The organism is Acinetobacter sp. ABJ_C5_2, from assembly GCF_044538485.1.
Classification (GTDB): domain Bacteria; phylum Pseudomonadota; class Gammaproteobacteria; order Pseudomonadales; family Moraxellaceae; genus Acinetobacter; species Acinetobacter nosocomialis_A.
The window spans coordinates 1-15879 of record NZ_JBIUCS010000023.1; the positions used below are offsets into that span (position 1 = coordinate 1).

A 15879-nucleotide genomic window follows, 5' to 3' on the forward strand; every position below is an offset into this window, starting at 1 on the left:
TCAATTACTGACTTAAATTTCGCTCAAATAAACTTCGAGTAATTTAAACCAATCAATCAATGAAAATTATTTCGATTAATCAATCAGTAAAAATCCACACAAGTTGTTCTTCAATTCTCTTAATGATTTTTCTGCTCTTCGTCAGAGACAGATTCGACACAATACTAAGCTTTTATCTTAACCCTGTAAGCTAAGATATTTTCGTGTATCGCGTCGGGATGAGTGCATTATAGGGAAAAAAAACCAGTACGCAAGCACTTTTATAAATATCCGCGTTCGACCGGTTCTTTTTCACCCAAATAAAGCTTATAAAATTATTAAATAATTGATTTATATCATTAATTTATTTTTTCGATGTTTTAATCTTTATATCTACAATCTTTATAGGCTGTTTTGGCACGTTTTGATTCATACCATAGTTTGATGTAGGAACCTGAACAATACGGTCAACTACATCCATTCCTTTTACCACTTTACCAAAAACGGCATACCCAGGATTTCCCGGTGAACGGTTAAGAAATTTATTATCTGCAACATTTATAAAAAATTGACTAGTAGCTGAATCTGGATCTGATGTACGAGCCATGGCTAAAGTACCACGTGTATTTGCAATACCATTTCCTGCTTCGTTCTTAATAGGCGCTCGTGTTGTCTTTTCCTGCATATTTGCAGTCATACCACCACCTTGTGCCATGAAACCAGGAATGACTCGATGAAAGATTGTCTCTTTATAAAAACCAGACTTTATATAGCTTTTGAAGTTATTCACACTAATCGGTGCTTTGTCATCATATAACTCTATTTCGATGTTGCCCAAATTTGTTTGCATCTCAACTAAGCTATTAGCCCATACTGAGTGACTGCTTAGACCTAGACAAAACAACATCAATAGCTTTTTCATATTTTCCTACAATAAACTTTATAAAAAGATAATCATTAAATCTAATCGTCTACAACGAAGAATTCTAGTGAGTATTTATTAAGAATTTTAATTCTATTTTCTATTTAATCCATGTTCCACGTGAAACATGGATTATTGAGTTTGCTTAACTATTTTTATCCCAGAATTTTCTGAAATTTTTACTAATTTCGATAGTATGGCGTTTTGCTTTTCTAGAAATTGGTGTCAGGTTAATAAAACCATGAGTCTGTTCCGGAAATTCTTCGTAATACATTTTTACGCCATTTTGTCTTAATTTATGACTATATATTTTTGCTTCGTCATGTAAGACATCATGTCCAGCTGTAATCACAAAAGCCGGTGGATTTTTCTTTAGGTTGCCATAGGTAGGTGAAATAATTGGATCGTCAAGTTCTACATTATGCTGAGTTGCATAATATTGTGTGACGTAATCAATATCGGTATTTGTTAACACCAACCCTTCGTTATAAGCATAAAAAGAAGGATGTCTGCTTTTGAAATCCACTGTTGGATAGATAAGTAATTGTGCTTGCGGAGCATAAGCTTTATTTACTGATCTTTGCGCAACAACAGTACTAATATTTCCACCTGCACTGTCCCCTGCAACCGCAATTCTATTTTTTAATATTTTTAATTGTCTGCGATTTTGATAAACCCATGCTAATGCATCTTCACACGACTGAATTAAATGTTGTGGTGAAACTTCTGGAGCAAGAGGATAGTCGATACTGAGAACCTGTACTCTGGCGTATTTAGCTAATAAACGACAAACCTCATCATGAGTATCTAAACCACCTACGACAAAACCACCTCCGTGATAAAACACAATTAATGGCAGTTTCTTGTTAGGAGCAGGATGATAATGTCTGGCAAAGATTGTGCCGCTTTGGAGTGGTAGACGAATATCCTCTACCGACTCAATATAGGTTGGTTTTTGGCGTATGGCATGCATTTGTGAATCAAACATTCTTCTTGATTCAATTGGGTCAGAACCAATAAAGCCCACTCTCCCCTGTTTAATTTGCACAGCCATCATGCATTTAGTAAATGAATCGAGATCTGGATATTGATAAGAATATCCTAAAATTTTAGCGAGAGACTCTTGGGCTATTCGAGGCAACCTATCGAGTGCTCGAGCAGCGGGGCCTTGCCCCTTATCTAGCAATGTTTGAATTTTTTGATTAAATGCTGTCATGCCTGTCTCCTTGAATCCCTCTTATCCTTCATATTTTCTACAGAATTCTTTGTTGTTTGACTATATTCGCATACAACTCATGCAATCAAGATACAAAGGTAAAAACCAATCTACGCTAATCTGATTTATAGCAAATGTCATTAACAAATCTGTCGATTAAAACAGGACTTTTTTGCCAATTATTGTTAACAGACAAAAAGAGGTACTGCTATGTCAGCAAAACTAGTTGTTACTATGTTAGCAACCAGTCTTTTAACTGTAGGCTGTGTTGCTTATCCAGATGACCCTTATTATCGTGGTGGCGGATATGGTTACCATGATCATGATCGTCGCTATGATCGTGACGATCAACGTCGATATAATGATTGGGAACGGAAACGTTGGGAAGAGCGTCAACGAGTATATGAACAACAACGTAAAGATATTCGTGAACAAGAAAAAGATCGTCGTGAATGGGAAAAAAGGCACCGTGATTGGGATAAAAAACGGGTAGAAGATCGAGATCATGATCGCCGAGATTATCGTCATGATGATTAAATTCACTATTATATAAAAAGCCCCAAAGAGATAAGTCTTCTGGGGCTTTTTTGAGAAATATAAATTCTATTTCATTTATAGAAAATGAGTAGCAGCTCATTTCATATATGTATCGGCATCTTGAACATATATGCTCTATAAACTCATATCTCTTATTTTAGCAGTGAATTACTGAGCAGTTGCAGAACCTGAAACTGAACCAGAAGCACCAGCATCTACTTGACCTGGTTGAGCTTGACCAGAAACACCTGCGTCGATACCAGCACCAGCGTGTACACCAGATGGGCTAGCACTTGTTTGAGCAGAACCTGATGCGTTTAAACCAGCTTCAGATGCACAACCAACAGCTGTAAGAGCAACACCAGCAAGTACTACAGAGATAAGACCTAATTTTTTCATGATTGCTTTCCTTTCATTACGACAAACGTTTAAATGCAAAGTTCATCTTCGCGCTGCCTATAATTCACAATTTTTTTTTCTGACGTGCGTATCATTGGTTGTCTTTTGTAGTAGTAGAAGTACAAATTCTGCAATTTTTTATTAAATTCAATTTTTTAATCTGACCAACCTAATTTATAAATTAAACCATAGATAAACGTTTGTTTAATTTTATCAATTTTTTCTTTTTATTTTGCTGGTTCCTTATATTTAAAATTTTTTCATTTATAGAAACGCTATATAAGGTACGTAGACTGTTACAGAGCTTTTTTACCCTTAAAAGTGGTTTCTTCACAAAAAAGCCGCGAATGATCGCGGCTTTTTTTGAAAGTGAATATGGCTTAAACGTTAGATTATGGCCACTGCATTTCACCTTTTACAACTTTAGCCCCTAACTCTAAACTATCCACGCTTTGAAGAGTTGGATATTGCTTTTGCATAAGTTTGCTCAACTCAGCAGAGTTTTTAGTTGCCTTAGCTGCTTTTTCATAACTATTTAAATAATTAATTGAGAAATTAACCGCATCAAGACCTTGCGGAGCTCCTTGAACCATATGAGCAGGTACAACAATTTTAGGCTGAAGAGCTTTGATACTTTCTAAAGATTGAATAACTTCGGCACGATCTTTAGTTTTAGGGGTATCGGCCATCCATAAATGAATGCCTGAAGATACAGGAATCCCCCCTACTACTGCTTTTGCAGACGGTACCCATAAATAGGTAAGTTCTTTTTTACCTTTAATCTCGATTGACTCATTTTCAAGTTTTAAAGTCTTAGCTGTATAAGCTTGAGGCACAATAATTTGGCTAGGTGCATTTGCACCCATTTTTGGTCCCCAATATTTAACTTTAAGCGTTTGAGTATCTTGGATATGTTTTACTGTTTCCGGCGTAGCAATGATCTGTACATTCGGGAAATACTGTTTAAATACGTCTAAGCCGAAATAATAGTCCGGGTCACCATAGCTTACAAAAATAGTTTTTAATGTTTTACCGCTATCGAGAATATTTGCGGCAATGCGCAATGCTTCAGATTTTGAAAATTGTGCATTAACCAATAAAACTTCCTTATCCCCTTCTATTAAGGTTGAAGTCACACCGAAGTGTTCTGGTTTAGCCAGAAAACTCTGAATTTTGAGGTCTTGAGCAAAAGCTGACTGAGCCATAGTTAATGCTGTTGCAGTAGCAAGTGCAGAAGCTGTTAATTTAAATAATTTCATTAGGTATTCTCCTGTTTCATGAGAAATACTTTAAATTGCAATTTATGTAAGATAAATGCACTAATTTAAGATAAACTGTTGCATATATTGTAATAATAGCTAGACATATGGACACTTTAAAAGCGATTCAGGTCTTTGTTTCTATTGCACAACATGGCAATTTGACCAAAGCCGCAGAGCATCTTAATTATTCTCGTGCCATGGTTTCGCGTTATCTTGAACACCTTGAGCACACATTCTCAACTCGACTATTTCAGAGAAATACCCGAAAAATATCTCTTACTCCCGCAGGTGAGAAAGCTTTGCTCTACTGTGAAAATATTTTACAGCAACAACAACTTTTACAAGAGCTCGCAGCGCCTGAGCAACATAACGGTACAATCCGTTTTACATGCGGTTTATTTTTATTTGAACTTGGGGTAGCAGAATGTATTCGTCAATTTAAGCGACAGCATCCTCATATTCAGTTTGATGTTTACCTAACTGAAAGCACAATTGATCTTATAGACGCACAAGTGGATTTGGCGCTACGTATTACTCAAAAGGTAGCTGATGGTTTAATTGCTCGGCCAGTTTGTCAGATTGAGTCTGTTTTCTGTGCTCATCCTGATTATTTAAAACAGCACAGCCCCCTGCTCCATCCTCGTCAACTTATTCAGCATGAATGTATTGCTCACCATAGCCAGCATCAATTCTGGACACTTTTTGATAATGAACAGCAACCTCAGAACTATCCTTTAAATGTTACTTTTAAAAGTAATGATGTGAACGCGCTTTACGATATGTGCTTACATGCCCAGGGAGTTGCGATGTTACCGTCATTATTAGTTGAGAAAGATTTAAAAGAAAAACGCCTGACAGCTTTATTTAAAAATTTTACGGCTCCTGCGTTAAGTTTGTCGGTTGTGTATGCTTCTAGACAACATTTACCCCGAATCACTCAAGAATTTATAGCTTTTATGATCGAAAATCTGGATTTTTACTTAAAACCGCAAAATTAAAAGCTTTAAATTGCCGTGTACGCTTGAATTTTTAGGCAATGCCCATACTTCATCCCTATTAATGAATTACAGCATATGCATGGCAGTTCAGGTTTTACACAGTAAATACTGATGCCAAAAAGGACTGTACATGTTTAAAAACCCATTTAAACGGAGATCATCAATGGCTAATGAGCAAAACGAGCAAGCTCAAGACATTCAAAATGAGCAAGCTGAGCAATCTAACGAGCAAACTCAGGCTGAAGGTGTAGAGCAAGCAAACGACGTTACCGTTGAATCTTTACAAGCGCAAATCACTAAACTAGAAGAAAATCTTAAACTTGAAAAAGCTCGTACTGCAAATGCAGTTTACGAAGCACAAAAAAGTGTAGAGCGTATTCAACGTGAGTCTGAGAAGCATAAAGAAACTGTGCTTGAAAAATTTGCCAAAGAATTGTTGGATTCTGTCGACAATTTAGAACGTGCAATTCAAGCTGCTGGTGGCGAAGAAACACCTGTACTTGAAGGTATTAAGTTAACTTTGAAGTCATTGTTAACGACTCTTGAGAAATTTGGCGTTGTAGAAGCTGATACTCAAAATGGTTTCAACGCAGATTTACACCAAGCTGTTGGTATTGATCCAAATGCCAAAGCCAATGAAATCGGCACCGTTTTACAAAAAGGCTATACCTTAAATGGTCGCTTGTTGCGCCCTGCTATGGTTATGGTTGGTCAATAAAATGAGCAAAAGCGAAGCTTCGCTTCGCTAAAAGCACAAAATTTGAGAGTTTTTTGATTTTTTTTTCATAAAAATGCTTGAAAAAAACCGATTGACTCTCATATCGAATAACAAGCAAAAACATTGCAACAGAATTTTAGAGGAACACACCAAATGGCGAAAATTATTGGTATTGACTTAGGTACTACCAACTCATGTGTTGCTGTACTTGAAGGCGATAAAGTAAAAGTAATCGAAAACGCTGAAGGCGCACGTACAACTCCATCGATCATTGCTTATAAAGATGGCGAGATCTTGGTTGGTCAAAGCGCTAAGCGTCAGGCAGTAACAAACCCTAAAAATACATTATTCGCGATCAAGCGTTTAATTGGTCGTCGTTATGAAGATCAAGCAGTACAAAAAGACATTGGTCTTGTACCGTATAAAATCATCAAAGCAGACAACGGTGATGCTTGGGTTGAAGTAAACGATAAAAAATTAGCGCCTCAACAAATCTCTGCTGAAATCTTGAAAAAGATGAAAAAAACTGCAGAAGATTATTTAGGTGAAACAGTAACTGAAGCGGTAATTACCGTTCCTGCTTACTTTAACGATGCTCAACGTCAAGCAACTAAAGATGCGGGTAAAATCGCTGGTTTAGATGTTAAACGTATCATTAACGAACCAACGGCTGCGGCTCTTGCGTTCGGTATGGACAAAAAAGAAGGCGACCGTAAAGTTGCAGTTTACGACTTAGGTGGTGGTACTTTTGACGTATCTATCATTGAAATCGCAGACCTTGATGGCGACCAACAAATCGAAGTGTTATCAACTAACGGTGATACTTTCCTTGGTGGTGAAGACTTTGATAACGCGTTAATTGAATACTTGGTTGAAGAATTCAAGAAAGAACAAAGTGTGAACTTGAAAAATGATCCACTTGCGTTACAACGTTTGAAAGAAGCTGCTGAAAAAGCAAAAATCGAGCTTTCTTCATCAAATGCAACAGAAATTAACCTTCCATACATCACTGCTGATGCGACTGGTCCTAAACACTTAGTGATCAACGTAACTCGTGCAAAACTTGAAGGTTTAGTTGCAGACTTAGTTGCTCGTACAATTGAACCTTGCCGTATTGCACTTAAAGATGCTGGTCTTTCGACTTCTGACATCTCTGACGTAATCTTGGTTGGTGGTCAGTCTCGTATGCCACTTGTACAACAAAAAGTACAAGAATTCTTTGGTAAAGAGCCACGTAAAGACGTGAACCCTGACGAAGCAGTTGCAATCGGTGCAGCAATTCAAGGTGCTGTATTGTCTGGTGACAAGAATGACGTATTGCTTCTTGACGTAACACCATTAACTTTAGGTATTGAAACAATGGGCGGTGTATTGACACCAATCATTGAGAAAAACACGACGATTCCTGCGAAGAAATCACAAGTGTTCTCTACTGCTGCTGATAACCAACCAGCTGTAGATATTTCAGTTTACCAAGGTGAACGTAAGATGGCTCAACAAAACAAATTGTTGGGTAACTTCCAATTAGGCGATATCCCACCTGCTCCACGTGGTGTGCCGCAAATTGAAGTATCGTTTGACATCAACGCTGACGGTATCTTGAAAGTATCTGCGAAGGATAAGAGCACTGGTAAAGAGCAATCGATTCAGATTAAAGCAAACTCAGGTTTATCTGATGCTGAAATCGAAGCGATGATTAAAGATGCTGAAGCGAATGCTGAAGAAGACCGTAAGTTTGAAGAACTTGCAAAAGCTCGTAACGAAGCTGATGCATTAATTTCAAGCTCGAACAAAGCTGTTAAAGATCTAGGTGACAAAGTGACTGAAGATGAAAAAACAGCGGTAAGCACAGCGGTTTCTGAACTTGAAGCAGCAACTAAAGAAAATGATGTTGAAGCGATCAAAGCGAAAACTGAAGCTTTACAAAACATTTTGATGCCGATCACTCAACGTGCTTATGAACAAGCACAACAAGCTGGTGGTGCTGAAGGTTTTGATCCTAATGCATTCCAAGGTGGTGATGCTGGTCAACAAAAAGCTGATGATGGCGTTGTTGATGCTGAATTTACAGAAGTAAAAGATGACAAAAAATAATTTGTCTCTTTAGAAAAGACCGCGCGAAAGCGCGGTTTTTTATGAGTTACAAAAAAAAACAATTATTATTTTTATATCAATTTGGTTGTTTTGTCGTCAAAATAGCTAATTATTAAAACTAACTATTTATTATTTATAATCATTTCAAAAAATTAAAATCACTGTTATTAAATCCATTAAATTTTCCATTAGTGCCAAATAAATAGATTTATCCCTTCCCTTTCTTTAGCAAGATCACAAAACAACCACCATCTCTAGTCTCCTTTATCACTTTGACGAATCAGAATTACTTACTAACAATAAGAATTTATTTATATTTTTATTTTTGCCATGAAAAAATTTCTATGGTGGGGAATAAGCTTTTACTTAAGTATGAGCTTATACACAGTTGCTTTTGCTCAAAGCCATTTATCAACTATTTCTTTTAATCAGCCTCTAAAATACAAGATTGATTATATAGATCCACGTTTTCATATTACCAAGGAACAATTTATTCAAATTGGTCAAGAAGCTGCTGGGATTTGGCAGAAAGAGGCAGGAAAAACTTATTTTATTTATGACCCACAAGCAGAACTTACAATTAATTTAGTGTTTGATGATTATCAAGCTGTTCAAAATGAAAAAAAAATTAATATAAATAAGTTATTACAACAGCAGGAAGAATTGCGGGAGAAAAATAAAACTGTTCTATTATCTAAACAACAAATAGATCAGGAAACTGCTCTTTTGAATGAAGCAAAAGAGGAACTAAATAATAGATTTGAACAATATCAAAAGGATGTAACTCTTTTTAACCAAGGAGATAATAGTAAATTTAATCAAGCTGATTTAATTAAACGTCAAGCTGAGCTAACCGAATTATCATTAAAGTTAAAAACAAAATTTTCTCAACATAACAATAAAATAGAAAATCTTAATGCACAAATTAAGCAAATAAATCAACAGCAAAGTCTGCTTAGTCAATCTATTAAACAATTTAATTTAAGTACAACGGCTAGTCCAGAGACTTTCCATAAAGGTTTATTCAGTCAAAATCAGATTCAAATTTATGGTTTTAATTCATTTGATGATTTGCGTCTAACACTTGCCCATGAATTTGGACATGCACTGGGACTAAAACACACTACTGACCCTAAATCTTTAATGTATCCTCGTTTAAAAGAACAGGATATTCATAACTTCAAATTAACACATTCGGATTTAGATTTACTGGGTTCATTTTATAGTTCCAATAACGAAAATCATTAAAAGCAACTGATTAAATAAACTAAATAAATTAAAAATTAATCAAATTTTTCTAACAAATAATTTGGCAAATGGTAAAAAATAATGAGACTAAAGTCTCATTTATTTGTCGAAATTGTACATTTTTTGATTGATTTTTCATTTTATCTTCTTATAATACGTTTCTTTCAAATCTCCCCTCCCGTGACGACTATGCGCTTAACTTCTTTGTTTTTAGGCTTGGCTTTTGCTTTTTCTAATTTTCAGGCCAATGCTCACCTTGCAACTCCTGTGAATACTCAAGTTCAGCAAAAAAATGCTCAACATTTGACATATAAAATTGCTGAAGTTGATCCTCGTTTTGGTTTAAGTCAAGACCAATTGATTCAGATTACTCAGCAAGCTGCTGATATCTGGAAAGAAGGTACGGGTAAAAATTACTTTACTTATGATCCAAATGCAAAGTTAGAAATTCGTCTTGTATACGATGACAGCAAAAATCGTTCAGAACAGCGTCAAAAAATCTCTGCTCAATTTAAACAAGATCAACAACGTGTAGTTGATGAACAACAGCAAATTAAGCAGTTGAAGCAAAATTTAAGTCAAACTCAATCTGATCTTGAAAACAAAAAACAGATCTTAAATGAGAAATTGAAGAATTTTGATCAACAAATGATGCAATTTAACGAAGGTAAATTAGCACCTGAATACACGGCAAAATCTCTTGCGAAAACTCAAAAAGATTTACAGAAACAAACTGTTTCTTTAAAGAAAGATATTGCTGCTTACAATCAGCAAGCTGCGGACTTAAACAAAAAGGTTAATCACTTTAACCAGATTAATGACCAGTTTAATCAATCATTAAATCAGTTTAAGCAAAATGCACAAGCTGATGTATTTAAGAAAGGCATTTATAACGGTAAACAAATCACAATCTATGAGTATAGCTCTATCGATGATTTACGTTTAACGATTGCTCATGAGTTAGGCCATGCGCTTGGCTTGAAACATAGCAATCAACCAGGCGCGTTAATGTACTCAGTTCGCAAAGATAGTGATAAAAAAAGTGATATTTTAACTGACGCTGATCGTGATCTATTAAACGCTTTACCTCAATAATTAGATACAAGACATCAATGATGTATCTATTTTATAAATAGATACATCGAAATTCATGTCAAAGTCATGTTATTGTGGTTGTAAGAGCCGTCTAAAATAGAATGGAGATCAAGATGAGTTATTATCATATCCTGATTGAAGTAAATGACCACATTAGTACGATTGAACAAACTCGAGATATCGAACTATTTGATATTATTGAACTTAAACCGTACCTTCATTCTATTTTACTGCCTTATTTTAATGAGCAAGAAATTGAGCTTGAAGATGAAAATATTGAATATAAAGATATTTTACATCTTGAAGTTAAGCAGACATTACTACCCATCGAACATTTAATCGAAGAAGAACAGAAGCAGTTACCAAGTGACACCGATGTCACTATTACTGCTTATGAAATCTTTAATGATCGTGATTTAAGCCAAGATGTCACTTCAGTTATTTTGGACATTTTGGAAGCTGTAAAGCTAGATTAATCCATAGTTTAACTGCTAAATAAAAAAGGTCTGCATATGCAGACCTTTTTTATTTAATGCCTTATTGCATCATTTTCTGGGCTTGTTCCTGACGGAATGCTCTTAAAATTTGCTGCCCTGCCCGTCCAGTTGGATTTAAACCTAAACGAGTCTGCTCTTGACGGATAGCAATACGTGTTTTATCACCAATTAAGCCATCTACAGCACCAATATCATAGCCACGATTAATTAGAAATTGCTGAATCTCTCGACGCTCTGCACGAGAAGTACCTGGGTCATCTGTTGGCCAAGAAGCAATGAATGGCTTGCCACCTTTTAAGCGATCAGATAAATGTGCAATCGCAAGTCCATAACTTTCGGCTGCGTTATAGCTATAAATGGCATCAAAATTTTTAAATACTAAAAACACTGGGCCATTTGCTCCTGCTGGTGCCATTAAACCGGCAGGCGTACTATCAGACAAAGCACCTTGAATTAAAGGTGTACCATCAATTCGGGTTACTCCACGTGCACTCCAGCTACTCAATGATTTTTTAGAGCGGCGTCCTTCTCCATCAATTGACATACCTGACGGAATTTTGACTTCAAAACCCCAAGGCATTCCCGTTTGCCAACCCGCTTTATTTAAGAAATTAGCCGTCGATGCCAATGCATCTGCCGTACTCGACACTAAATCTCGGCGACCATCACCATCAAAATCAACAGCTAAGCGTTCATAAGTTGATGGCATAAACTGTGTATGTCCAAATGCACCAGCCCATGAGCCTTTAAGTTGATCTTCGGTTAAATCGCCACGTTGTAAAATACGCATAGTGGCAAAAAATTCTGTACGGAAATAACTTTGTCGGCGCCCTTCACAACTTAATGTTCCAAGTGCTTGCAATAAAGGATATTTTCCAGAAATATCTCCAAAATTACTTTCAACACCCCATACTGCTACAATTGTTTCAGCTGGTACGCCATAAGCTTGAGATGCACGATTTAAAACATCTCGATATTGCGCTAATTTTTGTTTCCCCAGCTCAACACGCTCTTCATCTACAAGACCAGATAAATAGTCCCAAATCGGTGTAGAAAATTCTGGCTGATAATTTAACTTATCAATTACTGAGTAGTCTGGCGTTAAATTTTGCGTATAGCGTTCATAAGTACTACCTGAAACTCCAGCAGCAATTGCCTGTGAACGTAAATTTGCTAAACAACTCTGGAAATTATTATTAGGCGTATAAGTATTGCTATTCGTTACTGGAACAGTCGCATTACTAGACATTGTAGAAGTAGAACCATTTATTACCAGCTCTGCTTGAGCCTGAGTCATTGTCAAAAATATTGACCCAACAATACAAGAAAAACGTCGCATATTATCCTAGTTCAATTTTTAAATTTAAATTTGTCTGTACCATACCATTATGGACTCAAAATTTTCAGAGAGAAATCGTAAATTTGAATTCATAATTACTTCTTTAAATTCATTTCCAAAGTTTTAAATTCAAATTTTACATCTAGTTTTGAATTTAAAACTTCTCACACAAGATTAATTGGTTTTTAAATTCAAAAATCTCTCCTGTAGTTTAAATTCAAAATGTCACTTTAAATTTAAAAACCTAAACCCAATCTATCTGTGGATAACTTATAAAACCCACACCTAAACCACCTTACACACTATATTCTTTATACTTTTCATCATCCTTACGAACTATAAGGCCTTAGCTACTCATGAGTACATGTTTTAAATTTAAAAGTTAGATGTAGTTTTGAATTCAAAACACCACCCAGACAACATACATCTTTTTAAATTCAAACTTTAAGCATTGGGGATAACCTATTTTAAATTCAAAACCACCAAAACGACTTATTTCATTTTTTTAAATTCAAAATTAGAGCCTTTATTTAAATTCAAAAAGCTTAATAAAAGTTATCCACAGCAGAACAACATTAGATTTCTTAAATTTAAAAGACAAAAAAAGCGATCCGAAGATCGCTTTTTAGAAAATTTAACTTAATTAAATGGTCATATCAGCTGTCAATGCGAGTGGTTCTGGCAAAATTTTCGCTAATTGACGGCATAAACTCGTCAATTCATTACTATCCACAGGCATTAATGTAATGTGGCCCAACTTACGGCCAGCACGTTCTGATTTGTTATAAAGGTGCAGATGAGCGCCATTTAAGGCAAGTACATCCTCAGTTTTAGGATGCTGACCAATAATATTGATCATAACCGTTGGTCGAACAACGTCTGTTGAACCCAATGGTAGTCCTGCAACAGCTCGAATATGGTTTTCAAACTGTGAACATACGGCGCCTTCAATTGACCAGTGGCCAGAGTTATGCACACGTGGTGCCATCTCATTTGCACATAAGCCTTGTTCTGTCACAAATAGCTCGAGAGTTAGCACACCAACATAGTTGAGATGATTTAACAAACGAGTAATGTAGTCTTGAGCTACAGGTTGTAGAGCTTCACTGTTCGGTGCAGGTACGATTGAGTGCGACAAAATACCGTTGTGATGGTGGTTTTCAGCTAATGGCCAAGTTTTTACTTCACCATTTTGGCCACGCACCGCAATGATTGAAACTTCGCGAGAGAATTTAACAAAGCTTTCGGCAACTAGACTTTTTGCAGGACCAAGTTCAGCCCAAGCAGTATCAATCTGGTCTTCTGAACGAAGTACAAACTGACCTTTGCCATCATATCCACCAGTTGCAGTCTTAAGCACGATCGGTAAACCAAGCTCAGCAACAGCTTTTTTCAAGCTTTCCAGGCTATCTACAGCACGATACGGCGCAACAGGAATCTCAAGTTCATCAAACAATGCTTTTTCTGACAAACGATTTTGCGCAGTCGCTAAAGCAATACGGGGAGGGTGCAATGTTTTGGTTTGAGTCAAAACATCTACGTCCGCAACAGGCGTATTTTCAAACTCAAGGCTGAAAACATCAGCACTTTCAATAAACTGCTTTAAACCTTGTTCATCTTGGCTAGAAAAAACTTGGCCTAAAACACCTGCTGGACAATCTGTATTTGCTTCAAAAAAAGTACATTGAATATTTAATGGTAAAGCTGCTTGCGCCATCATACGGCCCAATTGTCCACCACCAAAAATACCGATAGTTTTATCCATTTCAGCCTCTTAAACCTGTCCCGGAATATTGTTGCTTGCAACTTTATCAGTTTGCGCAGCACGGAAATCAGCAACATTTTTTGCGATTTCAGGACGAGTTAAACCTAAAATTTGAGCAGCCATAATCGCAGCATTGGTCGCGCCAGCTGGACCAATTGCCAAAGTACCCACTGCGATACCTGCTGGCATTTGTACGATTGAAAGTAATGAATCTACGCCATTTAAAATTGATGATTTAACTGGTACACCCAACACAGGTAAGTCAGTTTTTGCAGCACACATACCTGGTAAGTGCGCAGCACCACCAGCACCAGCAATAATCACTTGAATACCGCGATCACGTGCAGTTTCTGCATATTCAAATAAACGATCTGGAGTACGATGAGCAGATACCACTTCCGCTTCAAATGGGACACCAAGCTGTTTAAGCATATTGGCTGTGTTTTCGAGAGTTGCCCAATCAGATTGAGAACCCATAATAATTCCAACGAGAGGTTGAGCATCTTGTGCTGCGGCCGCATTCATTGCTAATGTTCCAGAGACAAAAGTAAAAGAAGATAAATCTCGACGAGAGCCAAGTTTTAAATGGTTCGGAAGCCCATTATTATAGACTGATTTTTCATCTCACGAAAATTTAACTGACCAGCTCTGTGAATATTTTTAATTTGATAGAAAAATGTCATGGTTTAACAGTGACACATTCTCAATTTTTATTAATATAACGCGCTTAATCAAATTCATAAGAGCTTAATAATGAAAAAATTTCTTGGAGTCTTAACACTCACACTTTGCACAACGACGAGTTACGCGGCCTTAGTAAATTTAAATATCAGCGAATTTCAAAAAACCATTAAAACTTTAAATAAAGAAAAGGGTTATAACGGAGAAATCAAAAGTGGAGCATTAACTGGTAAGGTGCAAGAGAAATTTATTGTCACTGGAAAATCTGCTACTGATGAGAGAGAGCCAGTTCTGATGACTGGTTATTATCTTGGTGCAACTGAGGTAGGAAATGTATATTCAATTACTGAATATCGTATTTACTGTGACGATCAGACCTATAGTTATGCTATGTCTAATTTTGAACCGGACGGCGCTTTGAGTACAACTACATTAGATAGTAATTATGCTTTTGACTATGAAGACCCAACGCCAAGAGATAAACAATTTTCTAAAATTCTAAAAAAAGCGTGTAAATATTCTGCTAAATAATCAGGTATTTGAAAAGTAATAGCTTGTAAAGTCAGTTATTCAATACAAGCTATTGCTGATTACTGGCTTCTAAATACAAAATAGACGCAGCCAAACAGGCATAACATGGCCCAAACATAGTCTAATTTAAACGGCTGCTTAAATAGCAACACCATAAATGGCACAAATACAATGAGAGTGACTACTTCTTGGGTAATTTTCATTTCACCCAAGGTCCAGTTTTGATCACTCAAGATTCGAGTTGCTGGAATCATAAAACTATATTCCAGTAGGGCGATAATCCAACCGAATAAAATCGCTTGCCAGAATGGAGCATGGTGCAAAAATTTAAGATGCCCATACCATGCAAGTGTCATAAAACAGTTCGAAATAATTAATAGCACAAAAGCTAAAACCGTTGGGCTCAAAGGCACATCCTTCATCGTCACGATGATTTAAGTATTAATATGGATCAAAAACATTATAAAAGATAAAACTATAATTCAGCTTAAATCTAAAAAATAAAGCTGTACTTTTATGAGTGCCTCAAACACATAGAACAACAACGAATTTTGACTATCTTTTCCAGTTGAGCCTTGCTATCGTTGCTGGCAAATTT

The 15879-nt window shown here is 36.3% G+C and carries 15 protein-coding genes and 1 pseudogene; 8 read left to right on the forward strand and 8 right to left on the reverse strand.

What is annotated here, in order from left to right; translation table 11 throughout:
* Positions 1-343 precede the first annotated feature (343 nt).
* Both ACH8JV_RS15140 and ACH8JV_RS15145 read right to left on the reverse strand, forming a co-directional pair.
* A complete protein-coding gene (locus tag ACH8JV_RS15140; protein ID WP_396522195.1) occupies positions 344-901 on the reverse strand; it encodes a peptidylprolyl isomerase in 558 nt (185 codons plus the stop codon).
* A 145-nt stretch (positions 902-1046) separates the two neighbouring features.
* Entirely contained in the window at positions 1047-2117 is a 1071-nt protein-coding gene (locus ACH8JV_RS15145) for an alpha/beta hydrolase (RefSeq protein ID WP_396522197.1), read from the reverse strand.
* 210 nt (positions 2118-2327) lie between these two features.
* On the opposite strand from ACH8JV_RS15145, the gene ACH8JV_RS15150 reads away from it, so the two are divergent.
* A complete protein-coding gene (locus tag ACH8JV_RS15150; protein WP_086223627.1) occupies positions 2328-2654 on the forward strand; it encodes a hypothetical protein in 327 nt (108 codons plus the stop codon).
* Between the two features lie 168 nt (positions 2655-2822).
* On the opposite strand, the gene ACH8JV_RS15155 is transcribed toward ACH8JV_RS15150, so the two are convergent.
* Both ACH8JV_RS15155 and ACH8JV_RS15160 read right to left on the reverse strand, forming a co-directional pair.
* Positions 2823-3053, reverse strand: a complete 231-nt coding sequence (locus ACH8JV_RS15155; RefSeq protein WP_002051903.1) for a hypothetical protein — start codon at positions 3051-3053, stop codon at positions 2823-2825.
* A 392-nt stretch (positions 3054-3445) separates the two neighbouring features.
* Positions 3446-4312 (reverse strand): MBL fold metallo-hydrolase, encoded by an 867-nt coding sequence (locus tag ACH8JV_RS15160; RefSeq protein ID WP_396522199.1) that lies wholly within the window; start codon positions 4310-4312, stop codon positions 3446-3448.
* 107 nt (positions 4313-4419) lie between these two features.
* On the opposite strand from ACH8JV_RS15160, the pseudogene ACH8JV_RS15165 reads away from it, so the two are divergent.
* From ACH8JV_RS15165 to ACH8JV_RS15190, 6 genes and pseudogenes are all read left to right on the forward strand, one after another.
* Positions 4420-5348: pseudogene (locus tag ACH8JV_RS15165) on the forward strand (LysR family transcriptional regulator).
* Between the two features lie 128 nt (positions 5349-5476).
* On the forward strand, positions 5477-6031 hold the full coding sequence (gene grpE, locus ACH8JV_RS15170; RefSeq protein ID WP_039250138.1) for a nucleotide exchange factor GrpE: 555 nt from the start codon (positions 5477-5479) through the stop codon (positions 6029-6031).
* 153 nt (positions 6032-6184) lie between these two features.
* Positions 6185-8125, forward strand: coding sequence for a molecular chaperone DnaK (dnaK, locus tag ACH8JV_RS15175; protein WP_289736561.1), 1941 nt, complete (start codon positions 6185-6187; stop codon positions 8123-8125).
* Between the two features lie 330 nt (positions 8126-8455).
* The gene (locus tag ACH8JV_RS15180) at positions 8456-9373 is read left to right on the forward strand and encodes a matrixin family metalloprotease (RefSeq protein WP_396522201.1); all 918 of its coding nucleotides are present in this window, start codon (positions 8456-8458) and stop codon (positions 9371-9373) included.
* An 81-nt stretch (positions 9374-9454) separates the two neighbouring features.
* Positions 9455-10468: a matrixin family metalloprotease gene (locus ACH8JV_RS15185; RefSeq protein ID WP_396522203.1), complete on the forward strand. Its 1014-nt coding sequence runs from the start codon at positions 9455-9457 to the stop codon at positions 10466-10468.
* A 101-nt stretch (positions 10469-10569) separates the two neighbouring features.
* Positions 10570-10944, forward strand: coding sequence for a hypothetical protein (locus ACH8JV_RS15190; RefSeq protein WP_077164428.1), 375 nt, complete (start codon positions 10570-10572; stop codon positions 10942-10944).
* A gap of 61 nt (positions 10945-11005) precedes the next feature.
* Here ACH8JV_RS15190 and ACH8JV_RS15195 read toward each other — a convergent pair whose 3' ends face one another.
* From ACH8JV_RS15195 to purE, 3 genes are all read right to left on the reverse strand, one after another.
* Positions 11006-12304, reverse strand: a complete 1299-nt coding sequence (locus tag ACH8JV_RS15195; protein ID WP_396522205.1) for a lytic murein transglycosylase — start codon at positions 12302-12304, stop codon at positions 11006-11008.
* A gap of 643 nt (positions 12305-12947) precedes the next feature.
* Positions 12948-14069 carry a 5-(carboxyamino)imidazole ribonucleotide synthase gene (locus ACH8JV_RS15200; protein ID WP_396522207.1) on the reverse strand — a complete coding sequence of 374 codons (1122 nt, stop codon included), beginning with the start codon at positions 14067-14069 and terminating at the stop codon, positions 12948-12950.
* Positions 14070-14078: 9 nt separating this feature from the next.
* Positions 14079-14594, reverse strand: coding sequence for a 5-(carboxyamino)imidazole ribonucleotide mutase (purE, locus tag ACH8JV_RS15205; RefSeq protein WP_311070317.1), 516 nt, complete (start codon positions 14592-14594; stop codon positions 14079-14081).
* A gap of 228 nt (positions 14595-14822) precedes the next feature.
* Between purE and ACH8JV_RS15210 the strand changes: the two genes are divergently transcribed.
* Positions 14823-15281 (forward strand): hypothetical protein, encoded by a 459-nt coding sequence (locus ACH8JV_RS15210; protein WP_311070318.1) that lies wholly within the window; start codon positions 14823-14825, stop codon positions 15279-15281.
* 59 nt (positions 15282-15340) lie between these two features.
* On the opposite strand, the gene ACH8JV_RS15215 is transcribed toward ACH8JV_RS15210, so the two are convergent.
* Positions 15341-15703, reverse strand: a complete 363-nt coding sequence (locus tag ACH8JV_RS15215; RefSeq protein WP_004711246.1) for a DMT family protein — start codon at positions 15701-15703, stop codon at positions 15341-15343.
* Positions 15704-15879: the final 176 nt, after the last annotated feature.